This window comes from Sphingomonas epibiotica, from assembly GCF_039615155.1.
Lineage (GTDB): Bacteria > Pseudomonadota > Alphaproteobacteria > Sphingomonadales > Sphingomonadaceae > Sphingomonas.
This window is the reverse complement of record NZ_JBDGHY010000005.1, coordinates 329,619-351,702: the sequence shown is the minus strand read 5'-3', so window position 1 is coordinate 351,702 and position 22,084 is coordinate 329,619. Positions and strand designations below refer to the sequence as shown.

At 65.3% G+C, this 22,084-nt stretch carries 17 protein-coding genes and 1 pseudogene; 6 read left to right on the top strand and 12 right to left on the bottom strand.

The genetic code is table 11. From position 1 onward, the window contains the following. Nucleotides 1–103: integrase catalytic subunit (locus tag AAIO73_RS12685; protein WP_345878560.1), on the top strand; the 103-nt coding region annotated here is incomplete at its 5' end. A gap of 36 nt (nt 104–139) precedes the next feature. On the opposite strand, the pseudogene AAIO73_RS12680 reads toward AAIO73_RS12685, so the two are convergent. The 7 genes and pseudogenes from AAIO73_RS12680 to mbhE form a co-directional block, all read right to left on the bottom strand. Beyond that, nucleotides 140–664, bottom strand: a pseudogene (locus tag AAIO73_RS12680) (transposase family protein); the annotation flags it as partial. Between the two features lie 357 nt (nt 665–1,021). Then, on the bottom strand, nt 1,022–1,375 hold the full coding sequence (gene mnhG, locus AAIO73_RS12675; protein WP_345878540.1) for a monovalent cation/H(+) antiporter subunit G: 354 nt from the start codon (nt 1,373–1,375) through the stop codon (nt 1,022–1,024). Next, the gene (locus tag AAIO73_RS12670) at nt 1,372–1,650 is read right to left on the bottom strand and encodes a monovalent cation/H+ antiporter complex subunit F (protein ID WP_345878539.1); all 279 of its coding nucleotides are present in this window, start codon (nt 1,648–1,650) and stop codon (nt 1,372–1,374) included. The genes mnhG and AAIO73_RS12670 overlap by 4 nt, the downstream gene beginning before the upstream one ends. Further along, nucleotides 1,647–1,982 (bottom strand): Na+/H+ antiporter subunit E, encoded by a 336-nt coding sequence (locus AAIO73_RS12665; protein ID WP_345878537.1) that lies wholly within the window; start codon nt 1,980–1,982, stop codon nt 1,647–1,649. Before AAIO73_RS12665 ends, AAIO73_RS12670 begins: the two co-directional genes overlap by 4 nt. After that, the gene (locus AAIO73_RS12660; protein ID WP_345878535.1) at nt 1,979–3,442 is read right to left on the bottom strand and encodes a proton-conducting transporter transmembrane domain-containing protein; all 1,464 of its coding nucleotides are present in this window, start codon (nt 3,440–3,442) and stop codon (nt 1,979–1,981) included. The genes AAIO73_RS12665 and AAIO73_RS12660 overlap by 4 nt, the downstream gene beginning before the upstream one ends. After that, nucleotides 3,442–3,816 carry a sodium:proton antiporter gene (locus AAIO73_RS12655; RefSeq protein WP_345878533.1) on the bottom strand — a complete coding sequence of 125 codons (375 nt, stop codon included), beginning with the start codon at nt 3,814–3,816 and terminating at the stop codon, nt 3,442–3,444. The genes AAIO73_RS12660 and AAIO73_RS12655 overlap by 1 nt, the downstream gene beginning before the upstream one ends. Next, entirely contained in the window at nt 3,813–6,536 is a 2,724-nt protein-coding gene (gene mbhE / locus AAIO73_RS12650) for a hydrogen gas-evolving membrane-bound hydrogenase subunit E (RefSeq protein WP_345878531.1), read from the bottom strand. Before mbhE ends, AAIO73_RS12655 begins: the two co-directional genes overlap by 4 nt. Nucleotides 6,537–7,290: 754 nt before the next feature. Here mbhE and AAIO73_RS12645 point away from each other — a divergent pair. Both AAIO73_RS12645 and AAIO73_RS12640 read left to right on the top strand, forming a co-directional pair. Then, nucleotides 7,291–7,698 carry a hypothetical protein gene (locus AAIO73_RS12645; RefSeq protein WP_345878529.1) on the top strand — a complete coding sequence of 136 codons (408 nt, stop codon included), beginning with the start codon at nt 7,291–7,293 and terminating at the stop codon, nt 7,696–7,698. Between the two features lie 266 nt (nt 7,699–7,964). Further along, nucleotides 7,965–8,306, top strand: a complete 342-nt coding sequence (locus AAIO73_RS12640) for a TVP38/TMEM64 family protein (protein WP_345878528.1) — start codon at nt 7,965–7,967, stop codon at nt 8,304–8,306. A gap of 999 nt (nt 8,307–9,305) precedes the next feature. Here the strand turns inward: AAIO73_RS12640 and tnpC are convergent. The 3 genes from tnpC to tnpA are packed head-to-tail and all read right to left on the bottom strand — an operon-like array spanning nt 9,306 to nt 11,513. After that, nucleotides 9,306–10,817: an IS66 family transposase gene (tnpC, locus tag AAIO73_RS12635; protein WP_526023801.1), complete on the bottom strand. Its 1,512-nt coding sequence runs from the start codon at nt 10,815–10,817 to the stop codon at nt 9,306–9,308. A 13-nt stretch (nt 10,818–10,830) separates the two neighbouring features. Continuing rightward, complete coding sequence (gene tnpB / locus AAIO73_RS12630; RefSeq protein WP_345878525.1) at nt 10,831–11,154, bottom strand: IS66 family insertion sequence element accessory protein TnpB; 324 nt, start codon at nt 11,152–11,154, stop codon at nt 10,831–10,833. Next, nucleotides 11,151–11,513, bottom strand: coding sequence for an IS66-like element accessory protein TnpA (gene tnpA, locus AAIO73_RS12625; protein WP_345878524.1), 363 nt, complete (start codon nt 11,511–11,513; stop codon nt 11,151–11,153). The genes tnpB and tnpA overlap by 4 nt, the downstream gene beginning before the upstream one ends. Before the next feature lie 1,313 nt (nt 11,514–12,826). Here tnpA and AAIO73_RS12620 point away from each other — a divergent pair. Both AAIO73_RS12620 and AAIO73_RS12615 read left to right on the top strand, forming a co-directional pair. Then, nucleotides 12,827–14,332: a tryptophan halogenase family protein gene (locus AAIO73_RS12620; RefSeq protein WP_345878522.1), complete on the top strand. Its 1,506-nt coding sequence runs from the start codon at nt 12,827–12,829 to the stop codon at nt 14,330–14,332. Next, nucleotides 14,329–15,003 carry a DUF6445 family protein gene (locus tag AAIO73_RS12615; protein ID WP_345878520.1) on the top strand — a complete coding sequence of 225 codons (675 nt, stop codon included), beginning with the start codon at nt 14,329–14,331 and terminating at the stop codon, nt 15,001–15,003. Before AAIO73_RS12620 ends, AAIO73_RS12615 begins: the two co-directional genes overlap by 4 nt. Here AAIO73_RS12615 and AAIO73_RS12610 read toward each other — a convergent pair. Both AAIO73_RS12610 and AAIO73_RS12605 read right to left on the bottom strand, forming a co-directional pair. Further along, on the bottom strand, nt 14,978–17,041 hold the full coding sequence (locus AAIO73_RS12610) for a hypothetical protein (protein WP_345878518.1): 2,064 nt from the start codon (nt 17,039–17,041) through the stop codon (nt 14,978–14,980). The genes AAIO73_RS12615 and AAIO73_RS12610 overlap by 26 nt on opposite strands. Before the next feature lie 103 nt (nt 17,042–17,144). Continuing rightward, nucleotides 17,145–19,691 (bottom strand): TonB-dependent receptor domain-containing protein, encoded by a 2,547-nt coding sequence (locus AAIO73_RS12605; protein WP_345878517.1) that lies wholly within the window; start codon nt 19,689–19,691, stop codon nt 17,145–17,147. Nucleotides 19,692–19,837: 146 nt separating this feature from the next. Between AAIO73_RS12605 and AAIO73_RS12600 the strand changes: the two genes are divergently transcribed. Beyond that, a complete protein-coding gene (locus tag AAIO73_RS12600; RefSeq protein ID WP_345878516.1) occupies nt 19,838–22,084 on the top strand; it encodes a glycoside hydrolase family 3 N-terminal domain-containing protein in 2,247 nt (748 codons plus the stop codon).

Sequence of the window (22,084 nt, the reverse complement as noted above, 5' to 3'; positions counted from 1 at the left end):
TCGGCCGCCCGCACCACAAGCGGCGACACCGCCATTGCCGGCCGCCGGTTCCGCTTCGCTCCACCTACGACCGGCAATGGCGGCGGAGACGACAATGCACTAACTAATAACCCGGACCACCCGAGGGGGGCTGCTCCCACGCGGTTCGCCTGTCAGCCTTGTCTACCAGTTGGGTGACGGCGAACTTGCTCGTGCGGTCTATGCCAACGAACAGATAGAGCTTGCCTTCGGCAGTCTGCACCTCGGCAATATCGATGTGGAAGAAGCCAATGGGGTAGCGCTTGAAGCGCTGCCGCTTCGGCTTGTCGCCCTCGACATCTGTTAGGCGGGAGATCCCATGCCGCTGCAGACATCGGTGCAATGCTGACCGCGTCAGGTGCGGGATCGACGGCTGCAACGCATAGAGGCAGTCGTCGAGGGGCAGCAGAGTGTGGCGCCGGAACGCCACAACCATCGCCTCCTCCGCCTGGGTCAGGGTCGTTGAATGAGGGGCCTTCGGCCCGGTCTTCAAATCCTTGACCGTCGCCCTCTTACGCCACTTCGCTACCGTCTTGGGGTTGATCCCCAGCTGCCGGCTCAGCGTCGCGAGCGAAGCTTGCGATCGCTGTATTGCTGCTCGGACAGCGTGCGTGGTCGTGGCGCACCCATGACGTACCTGTCCCATATGGCCTCCTTCCATTCCAACGAAAGGATCGCACCATCAAACCGTGGGATCAAACACCTACGCACTCGTATTTCTATGGGCGCTCGCCGCGATATTCGCTTCCGGGGGAAGTCAAGCGACCCTCGTCGGCGCGGCTGCAGTCGTAGCCGCCGTCATGGTCCTCGCGGGCGCCCTGTCGGGCGCTCGTTGGAGTTCGCGCGGACGAACGGTCTGAGCGGGCGGCTTCGCCGCCAGCATGTCGATTTTTAAAAGGTCACAGGCACCGCGAGGTCCGACCGAGGTGCATGGCGGCTGACCACGCCTATTCAGAGGTTTCCACCCTCCTCGGCTGATCGGATCGGAACGGTCAGCGGTCGTTCACGACCGGAACGTCGCGTCCTCGGCCAGCGGGTCGTCCTCGATCCCGTCCATCGGCGTACGGGCCAGATAGGTCGCCCGACCCAGCAGCTGTGCGCCGAAGGGTAGCGTCACCAGCAGGAAGACGATCGTCAACAACCCGGTCTGCGGCCGCGCGACTTCGCCCAGCAGCATCGCGCCGAGGATGACCAGCGCGGTGCCCAGCGTCCCTGCCTTGGTCGCGCTGTGCATCCGTTGCAGCGCGTCGGGCAGCCGCACGAGGCCGATCGCGGCGATCAGCAGAAACGCGACTCCGGCCGCCATCAGCAGCACGCCGGACAGGATCGGCAAGGGTACGGTGGAGATCGACATCATGGCCGCTTTCGCTGTTCGAGGAAGAGCGCGAACGCCGCGGTCGCGACGAAGCTTACCAGCGACAGCACCAGCGCCACGTCGAGAAACCCGCTGCGACCGGTCGCGACGGCAGTGAGCGCCGAGAAGGCGACCGCCACCGCCGTCAGCATGTCGAACGCGACGAAACGATCGGCCGGCGTCGGGCCGCGCAGCATCCGCCCTGCCGTCAGCGCTAGTGCGACGCACAACAGCGCCATCAGGCCCCAGGCGATCGCGGCCAGGTCGAACGCGATCATGCCGCCAACTCCCGCACCCAGCGTTCGTACAGCTGCCGGAAGCGTGCGATCGTCGCGGCCGGATCGGGCGCGTCGAGGACATGCAGGTACAGCCGACGCCGATCTGCGGACACATGCAGGCACGTCGAACCGGGCGTCAGCGAGGTAAGGTAGGCGAGCAATGCGACCGCCCAGGGCTGTCGGAGATCGGTGGTCATCACGAGGATGGCGGGTCGGGTACGCAGCCTGGGGCGCAACACGACGGCCGCTACCTTGAACGAGGAAAAGACCAGGTCCCACAGGAACACGGCCAGCAGTGCCGGAACGGCGAGGATGCGTCGCATGAGGGTCATAGTCCCAGTTCAGTCAACGTCCGTGCCGAGGTCCGGGCGACGACCCACAAGGGTTGCGGAAACAGCCCGATGGCGAGCGTCGCGGCTGACAGCACCGCCATGCCGGCCTTCATCGCCGCCGGTACGTCGCGCGGGTGACGGTGGGTCGGCAGCGCCTTCCAACAGGTTTCCGCCCACAGGCTGGCGACCGAAACGATCGTCAGCAACGCCGCGATGAGCGCGACGAGCGCCAGCCAGCCCATGCCGGCATCGACCGACGCCCGTATGACGAACAGCTTGGCCCAGAAACCGGACAAGGGCGGGATACCGGCCAGCGACAGCATCGGCACCGCGAACAGGAACACGAACAGGCGGTCCGACCGTACCATGCCGCCAGTACGTTTCAGATCCCAGCTGCCGGTCGCGCGGCGAATCGCGCCGATGCCGAGGAACAGGTTCGCCTGCACGATCATCGAATGGATCATGTAGAAAGTCGCCGCCGCCAGCCCCATCGGCGATCCGATCGCCAGCCCGGCCGCCATGTAGCCGACCTGCGCCACCACATGATAGCCGATCAGGCGGCGCATGTCGGTCTGTCCCAGCGTCGCCAGTGCGCAGATGAGCATGGTCACAGCGGCGAGCAGCGCGATGACCGGGAACATCTGTGCCGCCCCGCTGCCGAACATGCCGGCCGTGACCAGCATCAGCCCGAAAAACCCCATCTTGGTCATCAGCGCCGCAAACACCGCCGCGACCGTTAGCGGTGCGGAGGCATAGGAAGCGGGCAACCAGACATGAAAGGGAGCGAGACCGGATTTAAGCGCGAAGCCCGACACGAGCAGCGCCGCCGCCGCGGCGGTCGCGACGCTGGGCGGTTGCGACTTCAGGATCGTGGCGAGGCTGGCCATGTCCAGCGTGCCGGTCACGCCATAGAGCAGCCCGACGCCGGCGAGGATCGCCGTCGCGCCGACCATGCCGAACACGGCATAGCGGGTCGCGCCACCGACCTGATGCCGCCGCCGATCCAGCAGGACGAGTCCCAGCGCGGCGATCAGCGCCAGTTCGAACCAGACATAAAGGTTGAACAGATCGGTGGTGAGCAGCGCGCCGTTCACCGCACCGATCAGGGCCAGCATCAGCGCGTCATACCCCGCCCGCCGCCGCCGGTCGCCGATATCCGCACGCGCGAAGATGGCGGCGGCCAGTGCGACCACCGCCACGACCGCGACGAGCGCCACGCCCGGCAGCCGCGCAGCGAAGCCGACGCCGATGCCGTTCGGCCACCCGCCGAAGATGGTGACCGCAAGCCGGTCGCGATCCAGCGTCCGCAGCAGGAGCATGAACGATGCGAGCACGGTCGACGCCACGACCGCGCCCGCAAACGGCTCGACCAGACGTGCCCGCCGACGCAGCAACATGGCGATCGCACCTCCCGAAAGCGGCAAGCCGACCGGCGCGAGCAACAACAGGGTGTCGGCCATCACAGCGGTGCGACCGTGTCGACCGGACGCCGCTGTTCGACCAGATCGAGATCGCGCGCATCGAGCGAGCGAGTGCCACGCCATCCGCGCAGCACAACCGTCGCCAGCACGACCGTCAGCGCCAGGCCGATGACGATCGCCGTCAGGATCAGCGCCTGGATCGTCGGGTCGGCCGACACGTCGAGCGTCCTGGCCCCCTCGCGGATCAACGGCGGCTGCCGCCCGCCCTGCCCGCCGGCGACGAACAGCATCAGGTTCGTGCCCGTGGCCAGCAGCGCGAGGCCGAGCAGGATACGCACCAGATTGCGCGACAACACCATATGCACGGCACAGGCGATGACGATCGCGGCGGCGACGGCGTGGAGCAGGATCATCGTACCGCCTCCTTCTGCAATCCGAATAGATAGGTCAGCACCGCGCCCAGCACGACCAGATAGACGCCGATGTCGAACAGCAACGTCGTGCCGAATTTGGGAAGCCATCCGCCCGGCTCCCACCATAGATGCGTCAGGAACGGCCCGCCGCCGATCATGCCGGGCAGGCCGCTGGCGATCGCAAGCGACAGCCCCGCCCCGATCAATGTGGTCGGGGCGACCCGCAGGGTACGCGCCGCTTCGCCCGGCCCGCGCGCCAGCGACAGGACGGCGAAGGCGAGCGATGCCACCAGTCCGCCGATGAACCCGCCGCCGGGCTGGTCATGGCCGCGCCACAGGATCGCCACCGATGCCGTCAGCAACAGGGCGAAGAGCGGCCCTGCCGCGAGCGCGAAGCTGAAATGCACGTCACCGCGCGCTGCCCGGTCATCGGGTCCACGGGCGAGCAGTGCCGATCCCAGCAGCCCCGCCGCGGCGATCACCGCCGTCTCGCCCAGCGTATCGAAGGCGCGGAAATCGACGAGGATGACGTTGACGACATTATGCCCGCGCCCGGCGATATAGCTCATCTGTCCGAAAAAGTCGGACGCGGGCGCGCCATGGACGGTCGCCGCCGCATCCAGCGTCGCGACCAGCAAGATCAGCGCCAGCGCGCCCGCCAGCCCCGCATCGACCCATCGCTGCGCCGGGCTGCGGGTGCGTCCGGCCGTCAGCGGCAACGTCGCCAGCATCGCGGTCAGCAGCACGACCAGCAACGCCTCGACGGTGAACTGGGTGATGGCGAGATCCGGCGCCCCGCCGGTCATGAAGATGATCGCGACGGCAAAGCCGGTCAGCCCGACCGCCAGCATCGTCGTGACCAGATGCTGCGATCGAGCGGCGACGACCGCGCCGACCACCGCCGCCAGCGCGATGGCGGCATCGGCGATGTGCGGCATCTCCCCGCTATCGAAGTGCAACGGCGCGCCGACCGCCCAGATCGACCATCCGGTGATGCCGGTGATCGTCGCGACGACGATGCCCAGCAGCACGCGCAGGTCGCGATGTTCGGTCCAGCCGACAGTGCGCGCCGACAGCCATGGCAGTGCGCGCTGGCTCGCTTCCCACAGTCGCTCGACGCCGAAGCGTTCGAACCCGTCATGTTCGCGCAGGAACAGATGGATGCGGCGCCAGAACAGGGCGATGGCGATGCCGACGACGACGACCAGTCCGCTCAGCAACAGCATCGGCGTCACGCCATGCCACACCGCGACGTCGACCGGGATCGGCCGGCGATACACCGCCGCGACCGCCGGGCTGACCACGACGCGTTCGATCCAGCCCGGATTGAGGCTGAGGAACAACCCCAGCAGCGACAGGAACAGCGGCGGCAGCCCCAGCGACAGGCTCTCGCGGTTCTTGAACTCGATCGGCGCGCCGGGCGACAGGAAGAAGGGACGCAGCGTCACGACCGAAGCGACCGCGACCATCACGGCGTTGACGAGCACGGCGATGGCGATCGGCACGCTTTCCCAACTGCTCTCGATCTGCGCCTGGAACAGGAACTCCTTGGTGATGAACCCGAAAAACGGCGGGATCCCCGCCATCGACAGGCTGGCGCCGATACAGGCGATGGCGGTCAACGGCATGCGCCGGGCAAGCCCGCCAAGCGCACGGAGCGATCCCTGCCCGGTCATGTGCAGCACCGATCCGGCGCAGAAGAACAATGCCGCCTTGTACAGCGCATGCGCGATCAGGAAGCCGATCATCGCCACCGTCGCGGTCGGCCCGTCCAGCCCGACCAGCAGCACGAGAATACCCAGCGAAGCGATCGTGGAATAGGCGAGCGCCGCCTTGAAGCTTTCGGCGCGCAACGCCTGTACCGCCGCGACCAGCATGGTGATGCAGGCGACCGCGATCATCACGTTGCGGCCCCAGATCGTCGCGGCGATCGCCGGTTCGAACCGCGCGAGCAGATAGATGCCAAGCTTCACCATCGTCGCCGAATGCAGGAACGCCGAAGCCGGGGTGGGCGCCTGCATCGCATTGGGCAGCCAGAAGTGGAACGGAAACTGCGCCGATTTGGTGAAGCCCGCGATCATCACCGCAACGACGATCGGCGCCGCCCAGCTGCTCGACACCAGTTCGGGCGTGCGCTCGATCGTCTGTGCCAGCGAAAAGGTACCGAGCACGTGCGTGATCATCGCGACCGCCGCGACCAGCGCGAGGCCGCCGCCCGCCGTCACCTGCAACGCCATCAGCGCCGCCCGCCGCGCACGGGCCGACTTGCTGTCGAACCCGATCAGCAGGAACGACAGGATGCTGGTCGCCTCCCACATCGTCACCATCAGCAACAGATTGTCGGCGAGCACGGTGCCGAGCATCGCGGTCATGAACAGCAGGATCAGCGTGAAGAACCGCGCCCGCTGAGGTCGCGGCTTGTCGGTCAGATATCCGCCCGAATAGACGATCACCAACGTCCCGATCCCGGTGATTAGCAGGCAGAACAGGAACGAAAAGCCGTCGAGCCGCAACGTCAGGTCCAGTCCGACCGACGGTGCCCAGTCCCTGCCCTCGCCGCGCACCCATCCTCGCTCGACGATGTCGGACATCCGGACGAACGCCGCGAACAGGCCGAGCGGGAACAGCGCGATGAGCAGCCCGGCCCCGCGCCCGATGAAACGGGCGACCTGCGGCAGCAGACAGCTACCAACGAGTGAGACGAGGAGCAGGACCAGCATCCGCCATGCCTTCCTACAACCGATGCCCGCAAGCAAGTTCGCAACCCTGCGCAGCGATTCCCAGGACCGGCTGGTGGAGCGGTGAGCAAGCGCGTCGCGGTCGTACGATCGAAGCGTTTTTAGGTCGCGGCGAGAAGGATGTGGATAAGAAATAGAAGAGCGGGCAGCAGACAAACCGGCATGCCACAAAATCAGACGACGACGTCCACGACCACTACTCGTCCGATGAAAACGAGGCCTACAGACTGAAGTCAAGTCCGGCACGAGGAGATACCGCTTGGTCTTCGTCCCCAGATGTTACCGCGGTCCTCGCGTAGTGACAAGTTCACATCGCAAGCTGCTGATAAGGATTAGTCAAAATTCACAGTCCAAAAGCAGGCTGACTGAACAACTGGACCGGATCGGTTTGCGCTGCGGGCCACCTTTCTCCTGCGACGATTTCGTTGCTCCTCATCGTCTCGATCAGCTCCTGTCTGTCGTCCAACCCGCGATCCCGGTGGCCCGAACGACAGAACCGGTCGCGGGAGCGCCCCCTTGGCGACGAGACCATGGAATTCGGCGTCGTGCGCCACGACGAAGCCAACATTCAGAATCGACTGATGGCGTCGAGATGGCAGATGCGATGTCCGCCGCCCGCCAAGCCATTTCCGAAAGTCCTCACCCACGATCTTGAACCTCGCTCCCTATAGGTCCACCGTCATCGAAGCGAACTTTCGTGCGGAGTCCTGCCGAACGCTCGCTGGAGACGTACGGCATGACGAAGGCGAGCGGTAAAGGCAAAGTTGCGGCCTCGGCGTCTCTGACCGGCATGCTGTCAATGGTGGTTGCCGTCGCGCTTCCCTTGGCGGCGTGCAAGCCAGGGGGGAAGGCGAGCGTCACGGTAGCGGCGACGGGTGAAGTACTCGTGCGGGTCGTCGAGCCTAGAAACTTCTGTGCGACGTCCGCCAGCGTGTCCAAGCTCGGAGAGGGCGGAGCCGAACGGATCTGGCATGTAGTCCGCCGAGGAGACAGCACCGCGTGCATCCGTACGTTCCGAGTTGGAACGACGCCCGACGGGTTCAGGACCATAGGTCTGTCGAAACCTTCTACGCCTGGCCACTTCGAAGCCATCGTGCTCGGCGGTGAGTACGCGATCATGCGCACGTTCTTCGTACCGCAATAGCGCCAGTCCCGTCGGCCTATCGTTTGGGCAGCCGCCCCAAACTTCCCCGCCCGGCAGACACGGCGACGTCTTGGTGTCGCCGCTTCAGCATTTCGAGTGCCGCGGACGGCGTACGCTTTCGTCTTTGGGAGCCCGGAGACTGTTCATGGACCATCGCGCAGCCTGACGCGACATCAATCGAGCAAGACGTATCTCGGACCGTCGTTTGCAGCGGGGAGCTGCAAGCTACATCGCGGGACGCGCGTCCCGAATTATGTGGCTGTAGGATGGCAACCGGAGCGCTGGTCGGCATGATCGGCGCTCGATGGGTTGGGCGTGAACGCGTCGCAGCGGCGCTCGGCTCCGCCGAGTTCGTGGAGCTCCAGACCATGCTCGCTCGTCGCGGACCCTCAGCCGTCCTGATCTGCCGGCTGGTACCGGTCCTTGCCGAGACGAGCGTGCTCGTGGCCGGAGCATGCGGCCCAACGATCCGGTGCATGTTGCTTCCGATCAGCGTCGGCAGCCTCGCATCGGGGGGCGTGTATGCCTACCTCGGTTCGGTCGCGCACGACCGGACATCGTTCGTCCTGGTCTTTCTGGCATCTTGTCTGGTCCCCACAACGGCTTGACTGCTCATACGCGCTACGCTGCGCTCCGGGCGGGCAGCATCCCAGCTGACGGATTCACGGTAGTGTCGTCCGAGCGACCCATGCGCCCGATGTCGCAGGACGCACCGACATCTTCCCTGGGTCGGCAGTAGTTCGTCCATCGGCGTCCTCGCCCCGGCCGGACGAACGTCGTAAACTCCATCCGACTGGTCATACGAGTGTTCGTCTAACCAGTCGCAGAACCGAAAACTTCGTGCACTGCCCGCGCCCATGTCGAAGGCGATAAGCATGCCCTACCGTTGGCGAACCGGAGCGCGGAGGGACTTGTCGCCGGTAGGGCCGACACCGGCGGACGCCCCGGCCTCGGTCTGAACCAGGAGGAAACTAATTTCCCGCGTCGTGGCTACTGATGCGAAGTCAGCCTCAGCGTTGGTGGCAGCGGCGAAGCCGGCGAGCCATTGACTCCGTTCCGTAGCCATGAACGACGACCTGTATGGACAATCGCCAACCGTCGATCCGGCGATACCGCCGCGCGCAAGTCCCTCGTTATAGGGGTTCTGCATGCTCTACCTCCCCGAAAACGAGCGTAACGATGCGGACGCCACCAAGACTAGATCGAAGAGTGGACGCGACCCATAACTTGAAGGAATAATGGAACGGCCCGCCTCGGCGAGTGGTCGAAATACGGTCCGTAGGCACACAATGCCATGGGTCTTGGCTGCATGAGGGGCTGTGTGATTACCTCACGCACCCATCGCACGGACGGCTACGAACATGAAAATCGGACAGAGGTTTTTGATGACGAAATGGACCGCCGTCATCCGTCGATGACCTGAAACCTCGTCGTGCAACGACGAACCTCCACCCATGCCGTGAACTTCGCAGACCGCCGTCATTTCAGGGAACTAATTATTTCGCTTTCAAGAACCGACAATTCCCAACCAGCAGCCATGAACCGATCGTCGTCCAGCTTCTGGTGTGTGCCGACAGCGGTGGTAAGCGTGGTGTGACGACCGCATATCAGGCAGCTTGCGCGGTCGGCGGATCTGCTGGCGGCATCCAGTTCCACGGCATGAGTTCGTCCCAGCGGCTGGCTGGCCAGTCACCGGCCACCTTGGCGATGACATCGGCGATGTAGGCGTGCGGGTCGACGCCGTTGGCCTTGCAGGTCTGGATGACGGTGTAGAGGGCAGCGGCCCGTTCGCCACCTGCGCGAGAGCCGGCAAACAGCCAGTTGCGCCTTCCCACGGCGACACCGCGCAGCGCACGTTCCGCGATATTGTTGTCGATCTCGAGGCGACCATCATTGAGAAAGCGCGACAGCGCCGGCCAGCGCTTGGTGCCATAGGCGATGGCCCGGGCCATGTCGGACTTCGGTGACAGGCGACGCAGGGCCGCGTCGAGCACCGCGCGCAGTTCATCGACCAGCGGCCGGCTTTTCTCCTGACGGCTTCGGCATCGCACATCGGGTGGCTGGCCGCGAACCTCGGCCTCGACAGCGTAAAGGGTGCCGATGCGTTCGAGGATGTCGGTAGTCAGCGGTGTGGGCGACCGCTCGTGAAGGTCGAAGACCTTGCGCCGGAAATGCGCCCAGCAGGCGACCTCGGTGACACCGCTGCGGTAGAGCCCGTCATAGCCGGCATAGGCATCGGCCTGGAGGAAGCCGCGAAAGCCGGCGAGATGCACCAGCGGGTGCGCGGCGGTTCGGTCGGGCGTGAAGCGATACCAGGTCGCACGCGGTGCCGTGCTGCCGGACGCCTGGTCGTCGGCGGCGTACACCCACAACCGACCGGTTGCCGTCTTGCCCCGACCGGGGTCGAGCACCGGTACGGGTGTGTCGTCGGCATGGATCTTGTCGGCCCTGAGGACCTCGTCGCGGATGCGGCTGACGATGGGGTCGAGGAGCGCTGCGGCCTGTCCGGTCCAGCCCGCCAGCGTCGAGCGGTCGATGTCGAGCCCTTGCGCAGCCATTATTCCGGCCTGGCGGTAGAGCGGCAGATGATGGTCGAACTTCGAGACGACGATATGCGCCAGCGTCGCGAAGGTCGCCTTGCCCCTGGCCACGACGCTGACAGGCGCCGGCGCCTGGACGATCTTCTCACAGGTTCGGCAGCTGTATTTGGGGCGGATGTTGCGCACGACCCGCCAGCGCACCGGCACGATGTCGAGCATCTCGTGCGCGTCCGAGCCGAGCGGCCGCAACGCACCGCCACAGTCCGGGCAGGTGCAGGCACCCGACACCGGCTCGTGGACGACCTCCTCGCGCGGCAGATGCCCCGGCAGGTTGCGGACGGGCACTGGACGCGCCACCATGCCGCTGTCGGCCACCTTGGGCACAGGCACATCGCGCTCGGCCTCGAGTTCCTCCAGCGCCAGTTCGAGCTGCTCGATCTCGCGGCCCAGCTTCTCGGACGAGGCGCCGAACTGCATCCGCCGCAGCCGGGCGATCTGTCCGCGCAGCGTATCGATGAGCAGGTCGCGGGCCGCGAGTGCGGCATTGGCCCGGGCGAGCAAAGCCTCCAGCGCGGCGATCCGCGCGGTGGTATCAGCAGGGGGAGCGGTCGATGCCCTCCAGCAGCATCGACAATTGCGCCGGCGTCAGTGTCACCGTGCCGGTCGCGGTCACCGGCCAGACGAAGCGGCCACGCTCGAGGCGCTTCGAGAACAGGCAAAGGCCTTGCCCGTCGAACCACAGCAGCTTGACCAGATGCCCCCGCTTGCCGCGGAAAGCGAACAAAGCACCCGAATGCGGGTTCTGCGCCAGCGCCTGCTGCACCAGCACCGCCAGGCCATCGAACCCCTTGCGCATGTCGGTCACGCCGCACGCCAGAAACACCCGCGTCGGCAACGGCACCGGCACCGGGCTCACCGCAGCACCGACAACACCCGTGCCAGCGCGCCTGCATCCACGTGTCCGTCGACGCTCACCCGCACGCCCCCCGGCAGCTCGATGTGGATGTGCCCCGGGGAACATGCCGCCGTCTGCGGTGCCGGCGGGGGCGGCTCGGCAATCTGCACCTCGGCGAACACCGGCAACGAAGGCACAACGCCCGCCAGCTTGCCTTCACGCAATTGCTTGCGCCACGTGTAGATCAGGCTGCTCGACACCTCGCGCCGCGCGATGACGTCGCAAACCCGAACTCCCGGCCGGAACGCCTCGGCCAGGATCTCCAGCTTCTCCGCATCCGACCACCGCCGTCGACCCGACACCCGGCCGACCACCTCCATCCGACCAGTCATACGAGTACTCGTATGACTGGTCGTAGAACTAATAATTTCCCGCACCGCCCGCGCCCTCGTCAAAGGCGACAAGCATCCCGGCTACCGGCGCTACCGCAAGGCGGTCTGTCGACCACGCTTACGAAAGAGGCTTCGAAAGCCGCTCGACATTACGAAGCCGCCGAGCAGGAAGGCGAGTTCCAAACCAATCGCAGAGATCTGATCCTCAGGGCGCGTCACGCTGAATTTCCGCCGATACCGCGAAACGCCATTATGTTCTGGCATGATGGCGAAGGCGGCAAAGTGGATATCCTCGCCTACTCCGATGTCGTGGCCGTTCGGTCGAAGAAGTTCACTACATTATGGGGCATAAAGCACTGGCCCGAATTTTGGAGAGCCTTGGAAACGAAGGCACCGCGAAAAGCACTGTCCGACGCCGAGGAGGATTTCATAAGAAGCCTGCACGACGGGTCTTGGGTAGTATGTGCCGACGAGCTAGCTAGTTCTGTAACGGAGCACGAAATAGGGAGCTGAAGCGGTCCACCGACGTCTGATCCGACCCGACATAAGCAGCGACCTCGCACGGATCGTCAAAGCGGAAGGCGACAGCCAGCGTTGCTTGCCTCGTGAACGCGGCTCCGGACATCGACGTAGGGTCCCGTCGAGGAGCTAAGCCGTCGGCAGGGATCGTTCACGGACGAATTCCAAGGTCGAACGGTTGATCACCATCTGCACGAATTCTGGATGACTCTTCCATCCTAGAATCCTACATGCGTTCCGTCGCGGCATCGCCGCGGCGCGGACGATGCACAGGTATAGGATCAGGTCGGACCTGCAGGTATAAAGCCGCCGGGGACGCCATCCAGTATTCCGCGGTTTTGAGCCGTTTTTTGCGATTGGCGATTTCTCTCGTAGGGGTCACCAGCGATTTCAGGACATTACTGGGAAAAGCCGGGGTTCTATCCTTTATTCGTTGGATAAACGTGGCTGAAGGCAGGCGGCTGCGTGCGGATGATTCGGGAAATTTCTACTGAAATTTTCCAGCGGTACTCTCAGATTTGCCGCCGATGGGATAGCCAACGAGGCACCCTGTATGGAACCGCTTAGATCGAATACGGCCTTTCCTACACCACGTACCCCCTGATGTGCCCCTCGTTCTTTATCCAAACGGCATAGAGACCGGCGCTCGTTGAACCGCACACCGTTTCTAATCCGGTCTTTTCAGAACGACCAAACCGAAGACGGGGCGCGGCTGGCCATCGGATCCTGCGCACCGCCATGCTCGGTTCTCAACGCGTCAACAGCGGTGTAGCAACAATACCATGCAAACAACCGATCGCGTTCGCCGTGTCGTCATCCTGGGGGGCGGAACCGCTGGTTGGATGACGGCTGCCGCCCTGTCACGCAGCTTCGGTACGACGGTTGCGATCACCCTGCTGGAATCGGACACGATCGGGACGGTCGGAGTCGGCGAGGCTACGATCCCGACGATACACTGGTTCAACGAACTGGTCGGCATCGACGAGGCCGAATTTCTGCGCGCGACGAAGGCGACGTTCAAGCTCGGCATCGAGTTCGTAGACTGGACCGCACCGGGGCACCGCTATTTCCATCCCTTTGGCCAGTTCGGCGCGACGCTGCCGGGAGTCGCCTTTCATCATCGTTGGCTGAAAGCGCAAGCGGAGGGGTTGGACGTTTCCCTGCCCGCACTGTCACTCGCCACGCAATTGGCGGCGCAGGGGCGGTTCGCGAAGCCCATAGGCGATGCGCGATCGATCCTGTCGACGCTCGGCTACGCCTATCACTTCGATGCCGGACTATACGCCGCCTTTCTGCGCCAACGCAGTGAGGCGGCGGGCGTCACCCGGATCGAGGGCACGTTGCGGCATGTCGAGCGCGATCGCGAGACCGGCTTCGTCACGTCGCTCATGACCGAGCGCGGCGAACGGATCGGGGGCGACCTGTTCATCGACTGTTCGGGGTTTCGAGCCCTGTTGATCGCGGGGCAAATGGGCGAAGGCTATGACGACTGGTCGCACTGGCTGCCGTGCGACCGCGCGGTCGCGGTGCCGTGCGCCCGGGTCGCAGCGACCACGCCGTTCACGCGATCGACCGCGCGTGCGGCGGGATGGCAGTGGCGCATCCCGCTGCAGCACCGCACCGGCAACGGCTATGTCTATGCGAGCCGCCATCTGTCGGACGACGAGGCAGCGGCGACACTTCTGACGAACCTCGACGGCGAGCCGCTGGCTGAACCACGTTTCCTGCGCTTCACCGCTGGCACCAGACGGCGTCCATGGCGGGGCAATGTCGTCGCGATCGGGCTGTCGGCGGGGTTTCTGGAACCGCTCGAGTCCACCAGCATTCACTTGATTCAGAGCGGCATTACCAAGCTGCTGACACTGTTCCCCGATCGCGACTGCGATCCTGCGCTGGCGGACCGGTTCAACACCGTGTTCGCGCGCGACATGGACGGCATCAGGGATTTCCTGATCCTACACTATCACGCGACCAGCGGACGCAGCGAACCGCTGTGGACGCAGTGCCGGACCATGGCATTGCCCGAGACGCTGGTGCTTCGCGAGGAGCAGTATCGCCGGTCGGGGCGGCTCATCCTCGATACCGACGAACTGTTCCGCGACGCGAGCTGGCTGGCAGTGCTGAACGGCCAGGGGATCGTTGCACAGGGCTATAACCCGCTCGCCGACGCGATCGACAGCGCGACCAACCGGGCGCAGGTCCGCCAGATCGCCGATATCGTTGCGCGCGCTGCCCCCACGCTGCCTATGCACGATGCCGCCCTGGCGGCGATGATCGGCCCGGCATGACCGCGCCCGACATCGTCGCCCGACGGATCGGGACGGAGCGACAACCGGTCGCGATCGTCGATCATTTCCATCCGGACCCTGAAGCCTTGCGTGACTTTGCCGTGGCCGCGCGGTTCGAACCGGCATTGCGGCAATATCCGGGCGTCCGGGCGACCTTGCCACGCGATTACTTCCAAGCAGTGCGACCGGCGCTGTCGCAAGTGGTGGCGCACGTGTTTGGCCACGCCGGAGGTATCGCGCTGCTCGACGCCAGTTTTTCAGTCGTGACGACGCCCGCCGACCGGCTATCGGTCGAGCAACGCATCCCCCATTTCGACGCGGTCGATCCGGACCGGATTGCCCTGGTCCATTATCTAGGTGGCGAAGGCAGCGGCGGCACCGCCTTCTACCGCCACCGCGCAACCGGTTTCGAAACGATCGACGCCGCCCGCGTATCGACATATCTGGACGCCGTGCGGGCGGAGATGCGCAATGCACCGCCGCCCCCCGCCTATATCCAGCAATCGACTGCGCAGTTCGAACAGGTGTCGGCGGCCGATGCGCGCTGCAACCGCGCGGTCGTGTACCGCAGCGCGCTGCTGCACAGTGGGCTGATCCCACCCGATCTAGCGCTCAACGGCGATCCGGCGCGGGGGCGGCTGACGGTTACCGCTTTCCTTTCGCTGACCTGACCGCCTGCGGCGGCCGGACTGCCAGATAGACCGTGCTCCACAATTGCGCGGCGTTGGATTCGTCGACGTCCTGCTTGCCGGCGCCGAATGCCACGACTTGATACCGGCCGCCGGTATAGGCCCAGGACCATAGCTCCGAACTCTGCGTCGCGCGGGTGGCGGCGATCGCGCGCCACAATCGCGCCTGCGCCGTAGTTAATACCGTGCGGGTGGTGACCGGGAGGTCGGGTCGAGCGAGTTGTCGTTCCAGGCCGGCCGCGAACAGTGCCTGTTGCCACGACCATACGACCGCGCCGTGATAGGCGGCGGGGGTGAAGCGTCCCTGCACCGTCGTGTCGGTCTGCGCAGCATTGGCGACCAGCATCCCGATATCGGTCATCAGGCCGGCGGGAAACGGTCGCATCGCAGCGGTGACATAGGTTTCAAGATCGGCGGGCGATGGTTCGGCGAACAGCAGCGCGAAGCCTTCGTCCGAGTTCACGATCGGGATCGGCCGACCGCCCTCATCGAGTGCGATCGCATGGAAGACGAGCGGTGCGGTGCCGAGTGCGCCCAGCGCCGGCGCACCGGGGATACCGAGCGAGCGCGCATAGCCTTCGATCCGCGGCCGGGCTTGTGCTGCAGGCAGCGACACGCGGAACATGCCCGGCGCGCGGTCGCGCCATACTACCGCCATCGCCTCCGCCTCTATCAGCGCCGCCCGGTCCTCCGCGGTGAGATAGCGATCGAGTAGTCCTGCCCGCAACATGCGCGCTGCCGCCTCCAGCGCCGCTGGCACGAACACGGCATTGACGTCATAGGCATAGCGGCCGCGACCCAGACCCTCTTCGCTGTCGCGCCACTGGCCGGTCAGGCGCCCCTTGCCGATCGCTACCAGCCGTGACGCGTCCGGGCGCTTCGCGAACGGCCCTGCGCTGTCGATGACGTAGCGCAGGTTGCGCACCAGAAGCTTGCCGGCCGGGGCGGTGGTATCGGGGACGCCTTCAGACACCAGTGGTCGGGCGAGGAAGGTGCGGGCGGCGGCAGCGTTACCGTGATCGAGCAGATAGGCAGCGGCGACGGGCGCGAGCATATAGTCGTCATCGACCATCGCGTAATCGAGCACGGCGGCGTCACCACGCTGACCCAGTTTGCGCCGATCGACCACCGCGAACTCGCCTATGCCCTCTTCATGCGCAACATCGCCGCGCGCGTCGAGGCGGGCGAGGACCGAACCCAGCCCCGCCTCGATCGCCTGCGGCTGCAATACCGGCATCAGCAGGCGTAGCGACATCAGCGTGTCGCGACCGAAATAGGTCTGGAACCGCCACGACCCGGCCAGGAATTTCTCGCGATAGCTGAGGAATTGCAGTGCGTTGCGCGCGGTAGAATTATTGGCCGCACGGGCATTGAGCAGTTCGTTCGGAGCAAGCCCGTTCAGCGGCGTCTCACCGCTCGAAGCCAGTATCTCCATGCGCAGCGGGCGACCCGCCTCGGCAACCAGCACGCCATTCCGGATCGAGCCGGACAGCAACCTTATCTGCAACAGATAGCCCGGCTTGCCGTCAAGACGCGGGCGGCTCCAGCGGATCGTGTCGCCGGCGATGACTGGCTCGACCGCGACTTCGGCAGGGAAGCGTCCGACCGACTGGTAGTCGCGCAGGAAGCGGATCGACGACAATACCGCCTGTTTGATGCGCAGTTCTGGCACGTCGATACTGGCGAGAGTCATGATCGCCGGCTGCGGCCCGGCAACGCCGGGCGCAGTGGTCGGACGTGGTGCCTGTTCGAGGCGCCACGTTGCCGCTCGCCCGACGGGAGCGAACCACAGGCCGACACCGCTATTGCCGGCAGGAAAGGCGACAAGGATGCGCGGATCGGTGCCGTTGCGCAGCAACAGATGCGCAGCCACCGGTCCTTCGCGGACGAAGGCGTTGAGATTCTGTCCCTCGGTCAGTTGATAGGCAAGTTCGGGAGCCTTGGCCGGGCGCTGTGCCGCCGCCAGCCCCGTTCCCGCAAGCATCGCACCCGCAAGCAACCACCGCGCCATGGTCTTCATCGCTTAACCTCTTTTGATGATATTCCGGCCGTCGTTACGACTGGGCATCGCTCCCCTCCCTGCCAAGAGAGGGGAGCCGTTGTCCGGGAAAACGAACATTCCGTCAGAATCGGAACGTCAGCGACCCGCCATAGGTTGGTCCTACGATCCCACGGGCATAGAAGAAGCCGTCGGTGATCGCCTGGGTCTGACCCTGTCGAGGATTGCCCTCGGTCAGGCCGACGACATCGAAAACGTTGTCTGCGTTCAGGTTCAATTGCACCCGCTGGCTGAGGTTCAGGTTCACGCCGATCCCGGTCACGCCATAGCTGGGCAGTGCGATGCCGTTGCCGTTGTCGGCGAAAATCTTGCCGACGAACTTGTAGCGGGCATAGACGTCGCCAAGACCGTTCGGCAGCGTCAACGACGGCAGGATCGTGAACAACTGTGCCGGCGTGCGTTCGGGGCGATTGCCCTCGAACGACGCGCCCTGATCGACGCCGTCGAGTTGCAGGTTGAGCAGTTGCGGGTCCTGGAACACGCCCTGGAAATCGACCGAGAACCATGTCGTCGGCCGCACCACGAAGTCGATCTCGACGCCCTTGGTCCGCAGGTCGGCGTTCAGATTCTGCTGTTGCGAGGGGTTGGTGGGGTTGGCGAAGTTATAATTCTGATTGTCGAAGTTGGTGCGGAAGACGGTCGCCGAGCCGGAGAAGAAGCGCCCCATCTGATAGCGGACGCCGGCTTCGTACAGCTCGATCGTGGTGATCGGGTCGACATTGTTGGTCTGGAACCCGTTGGCGTAGCGGGCATAGACCGCGAAGTTCGGGGTGATGAGATAGTTGGCACCGACCGTCCACGACGCCTTGCGCTGGGTGCGCTGACGCACGGTGAAGGTGCCATCGAAGCTGGACCCGACATTGCGGACGACGCCGCCGACACCCGCCGGCACCGGCTGGTTCGTCGCCAACTGGTTCCCATCGCGCGCGATCGCGTCGTCGCTTTCCCAGCGAACGCCGCCGTCAATGCGCAGATCGCCGATCGCGACTTCGTCGTTGACGTAGAGCGAGACCGCCGAATCAAGACGCTCGCGGATACCGGCACCCCAGTCGCCATAGGATACGAGGCCGTTATCCGACAGCGTGCCGATCACTTGATTGGCCGAATTGAGCGCGACGATATCGTAGATGTCGCTGTTCGTGCTGACGCCGTTGACGACGCTGGCGGTCGCCGATTGATCCTGCGATCGCTTAACATTGTAATACATTACGCCGGCGGTCAGCGAGTTCTTGAAACTGTCGTTCTCATATTCCCAGCGTCCACCGACATTCGCGCCGAAGTCGCGCCCGTCGATATAGTCGTGGTTGAGGACGGTCCGCTGCAAAAAGCCGTTGCCGTTCAGCGCGTCCAGTTCGCCCGTCTGGTTCGACCCCAGCACCACACCGGTGCGCAGGTTCTTGATCCCGAACCGCACGCGATCGGGGAAATTGGCCGAACCCAGCACCAGCAGATCGTTGATCGGCGAATTGCCGCCCTGCGTCAGATAATTGCGCGCGCTGGTCAGGCCGCCATTGCCGGTACCCGACCCGGGGAACAGGCCGTTGAAGTCGTACGAATATTTCAGGTAGCGGGCATGGGCGAACAGATCGAGGGTGTCGGTGACCGGCTTTTCGATGTCCAGCCGGACCTGTGCCGTCTTTGCCTTGATCCCGTCGCGATAGCGGAATTCGCGGAAGCCGCTGGGATGGGCGAAGGTCGATACCGGCACCGCGATGTTCGCGAACGCATCGCCGCCGACATTGCCGAACTGGGTATCGAGACCGGCGATGCCGCGCACCTCCCCGTCGTCGAGCCGATAGGGCATCGTAGCGTAATAAGCGTTTTCGACATCGCCGCCCTTTGCCGACAGCCGGACATAGCCGCCGCCGTCGAAGCGATATTCGAGCATGCTTTTGATCCGCCAGCCGGCGTAATCGAACGGATTGTCGCGCACGCCGGGGCTGGACTGGACATAGCCGCCGATATTGAACGCCAGATTGTCGCTGAGCGGTTGCGAATAATAGAAATCGCCGCGCTTAATCCCGTAATTATAGGCGGTAACGCGCGCCGCCCCTTCGGCTTCGTTGAAGTTCGGACGGCGCGAGATGAAGTTGATCGTTGCACCCGCGCCGTTGACGGTCAGCACGCCCGACGAGCCGCCCTTGACCGCTTCGAGGCGATCGATGGTCAGATCCTGATCGAAGAAGAAGTCGGCACCGCCCCCGCCATAGAGGATCGGCATGCCGTCCTCTTGCAACTGGACGAAGCGCTGGCCGCCGCCCTGAAGACCGCGCACCGAATAGTTGTTCGACACCTGCCCCGCCGTCGCTTCGACGAAGATGCCGGGGACGAGTTCGAGCATGTCGGCAGTCGAACGCGGCGCGCGGCGATCGATATCGGCGCGGTCGGCCAGCGTGATGTCGGCCGATGCGGTGATGAGCGGACGATCGCGCGTGGTCGTGCCGGTGACGACGATCACATCCTGTTCGTCATCGGTCGTCGCGGTCGTGCCATCGGGGGTCTGTGTGGTCGCCGGATCGGCCGGCGACGTCTGTGCGAAAGCCGCGACCGGCAGCAGCGTCGCGCTGGCCAGCAATGCCGCGCGTCCGCCAAAGCGGTTAAATGTCAGCATGATCCTCTCCACCCTGTAATCTTTGGTCCCGGGGTTCCCGGAACCGGTTACAACTAGACCCGCGCCGATAAGGCTGCAATGTTGGTTAACGGACCGAAGACTTTGCGAGCCGAACTGTGGCGATCCAGCAACATTTAGTCGAAGCAATGCTGACAAGTCGCAGGAAGCTTTTGTCGGGCGCGCTGCTCGGCAGCACCGCCGCGCTGCTGCCGATCGTCGCGCGTGCAGCCTCCGTTCGGGTCGAGACGCTGCTGTCGCAGATGACGCTGCCGGAAAAGGCGGGGCAGCTCAGTTGCTTCAATGACGAGATCCGTCCGGTCGGCGCGGTCTTCAATCCGGTGATCGATCCACGCGGCGGCGATGCCATGCTGGCCGATATTCGCGCCGGACGCATCGGCATGCTCTTTAATGGCTATGGCGTAGCGGGCGCGCGCCGGGCGCAGGACGCGGCGCTGGCGAGCCGGTTGCGCATCCCCCTCGCCTTCGCCGCCGACGTGCTGCACGGGTGCCGGACGATCTTTCCGATCCCGTTGGCGGAGGCGGCGGCGTTCGACCCCAACTTGTCGCGCCGGGCGGCGCGGGCGGTGGCAGTGGAGACGACCGCGGGCGGACTGCACTGGACCTTCGCGCCGATGGTCGATGTCGCGCGCGACCAGCGCTGGGGCCGGGTCGCTGAAGGCGCGGGCGAGGACGTGCTGCTCAACCAATTGCTGGCGGCGGCGCGGGTCGAGGGGTTTCAGGGACCGGACCTGACGCGCGCCGACGCGCTCCTCGCAACGCCCAAGCATTTCATCGGGTATGGCGCGGTACGGGGCGGCATGGAATATGCCGCGGTCGACATGAGCGCGGCCGAACTGCGCGAGACGTTCCTGCCGCCATTCACAGCCGCCTTTGCCGCCGGTGCCGGCGCGACCATGGCGTCGTTCACCGATTTCGGCGGCGTGCCGGTCAGCGCCAATCGCCCGCTGCTGACCGACATGTTGCGCGGCGAACTCCGCTTCGACGGGGTATGCGTGTCCGATTACGATGCCGATCGCGAATTGATCGCGCACGGCGTAGCGGCGGACGAGGCCGACGCTGCACGGCTCGCCATTCTTGCCGGGATCGACATGTCGATGCAGAGCGGGCTGTTCGTCCGTCACCTGCCGGCACTCGTCGCGGCAGGACGCGTGCCGCACGCCGCCGTCGATCAGGCGGTGCGGCGGGTGTTGACGCTGAAGGAGCGGCTGGGACTGTTCGATGATCCGTTCCGGTCGATCGACCGGCGGGCCGAGCGGCGCGAGACCGGGAGCGTCGCGATCAAGCAGATGGCGCGCGAGGTGGCGACGCGATCGATCGTGCTATTGCGCAACGATGGCGACCTGCTGCCATTACCGCGCGCGGGCAAACGCATCGCGCTGATCGGTCCGTTCGGGGCGGATCGCGCCAATCTGAACGGACCATGGTCGTTTGCGGGTAATGCCGGCGACGGCATCGATATTGCGACGGGGCTGCGCGCGGTACTCGATGATCCGGCACTGCTTGTCGTCGAAGCGGGGAGCGCGATCGGCGAACCCCTGCCCGGTGGGATCGAGCGGGCAGTCGCGGCGGCGCGAGCGGCCGATATCGTCCTCCTCGCCATCGGTGAGGGGGCGGACATGTCGGGCGAAGGCAACAGCCGGACCGACATCGTCGTCCCGGCCGCGCAACAGGCGCTGGCCGAGGCGGTGGCGGCGATCGGCAAGCCGATCATCGTCCTGCTGCGCCATGGTCGTGCGCTGGCGCTGACCGGCGCGGTGCGCGATGCGCCAGCGTTGCTCGCGACATGGTTCCTAGGCGAGCAGACCGGGCCGGCGATCGCCGACATATTGTTCGGCAAGGTCGAGCCGACCGGGCGGCTGCCGGTCAGCTTTCCGATCGCCAGCGGACAGCAGCCCTGGTCCTATGACCGGCGGAGCACCGGCCGGCCCGCCCCCGACAGCGACCCGATGGCGCCGGGCCGCAGCCATTGGCGCGACGCACCGGACCGGGCGCTGTACCCGTTCGGGTCGGGCATGGGCTATACGCGCTTCGCGCTGTCGGCGCTCCGCCTGCCGGGAACGGTTGCCGCCGGTGCGGCGGTGCCGGTATCGGTGCTGGTGCGTAACATCGGCACGCGAACCGGGTCGGCGCTGGTTCGCCTAGACGTCCATGACCGGGTGGCAAGCAGGACCCGGCCGATACGGCAAATGAAGGCCTTCGCACGGGTTACGCTGGCGGCCGGCGCTGAGGCGCGTGTGGCGCTGACGATCGACGGTGATGCACTGGCGTTGATAGCGAGCGACGGGACGCGGCAGATCGAACCCGGCCGGTTTGACTGCTGGATCAGCGCAGGTGACAAAACCGAAATCGGAAGCAGTTTCGAAGTACGCTGA

Bases quoted from the DNA above. Each gene is read 5' to 3' on its own strand.
- AAIO73_RS12660 (WP_345878535.1), bottom strand. From the start codon at position 3,442: ATGGCCGACACCCTGTTGTTGCTCGCGCCGGTCGGCTTGCCGCTTTCG.
- AAIO73_RS12600 (WP_345878516.1), top strand. From the start codon at position 19,838: ATGCTGACAAGTCGCAGGAAGCTTTTGTCGGGCGCGCTGCTCGGCAGC.
- AAIO73_RS12615 (WP_345878520.1), top strand. From the start codon at position 14,329: ATGACCGCGCCCGACATCGTCGCCCGACGGATCGGGACGGAGCGACAA.
- AAIO73_RS12605 (WP_345878517.1), bottom strand. From the start codon at position 19,691: ATGCTGACATTTAACCGCTTTGGCGGACGCGCGGCATTGCTGGCCAGC.
- AAIO73_RS12665 (WP_345878537.1), bottom strand. From the start codon at position 1,982: ATGACCCTCATGCGACGCATCCTCGCCGTTCCGGCACTGCTGGCCGTG.
- AAIO73_RS12610 (WP_345878518.1), bottom strand. From the start codon at position 17,041: ATGAAGACCATGGCGCGGTGGTTGCTTGCGGGTGCGATGCTTGCGGGA.
- AAIO73_RS12655 (WP_345878533.1), bottom strand. From the start codon at position 3,816: ATGATCCTGCTCCACGCCGTCGCCGCCGCGATCGTCATCGCCTGTGCC.
- AAIO73_RS12620 (WP_345878522.1), top strand. From the start codon at position 12,827: ATGCAAACAACCGATCGCGTTCGCCGTGTCGTCATCCTGGGGGGCGGA.
- mbhE (WP_345878531.1), bottom strand. From the start codon at position 6,536: ATGCTGGTCCTGCTCCTCGTCTCACTCGTTGGTAGCTGTCTGCTGCCG.
- AAIO73_RS12645 (WP_345878529.1), top strand. From the start codon at position 7,291: ATGACGAAGGCGAGCGGTAAAGGCAAAGTTGCGGCCTCGGCGTCTCTG.
- tnpA (WP_345878524.1), bottom strand. From the start codon at position 11,513: ATGGAGGTGGTCGGCCGGGTGTCGGGTCGACGGCGGTGGTCGGATGCG.
- AAIO73_RS12670 (WP_345878539.1), bottom strand. From the start codon at position 1,650: ATGATCGCGTTCGACCTGGCCGCGATCGCCTGGGGCCTGATGGCGCTG.
- AAIO73_RS12640 (WP_345878528.1), top strand. From the start codon at position 7,965: ATGGCAACCGGAGCGCTGGTCGGCATGATCGGCGCTCGATGGGTTGGG.
- mnhG (WP_345878540.1), bottom strand. From the start codon at position 1,375: ATGATGTCGATCTCCACCGTACCCTTGCCGATCCTGTCCGGCGTGCTG.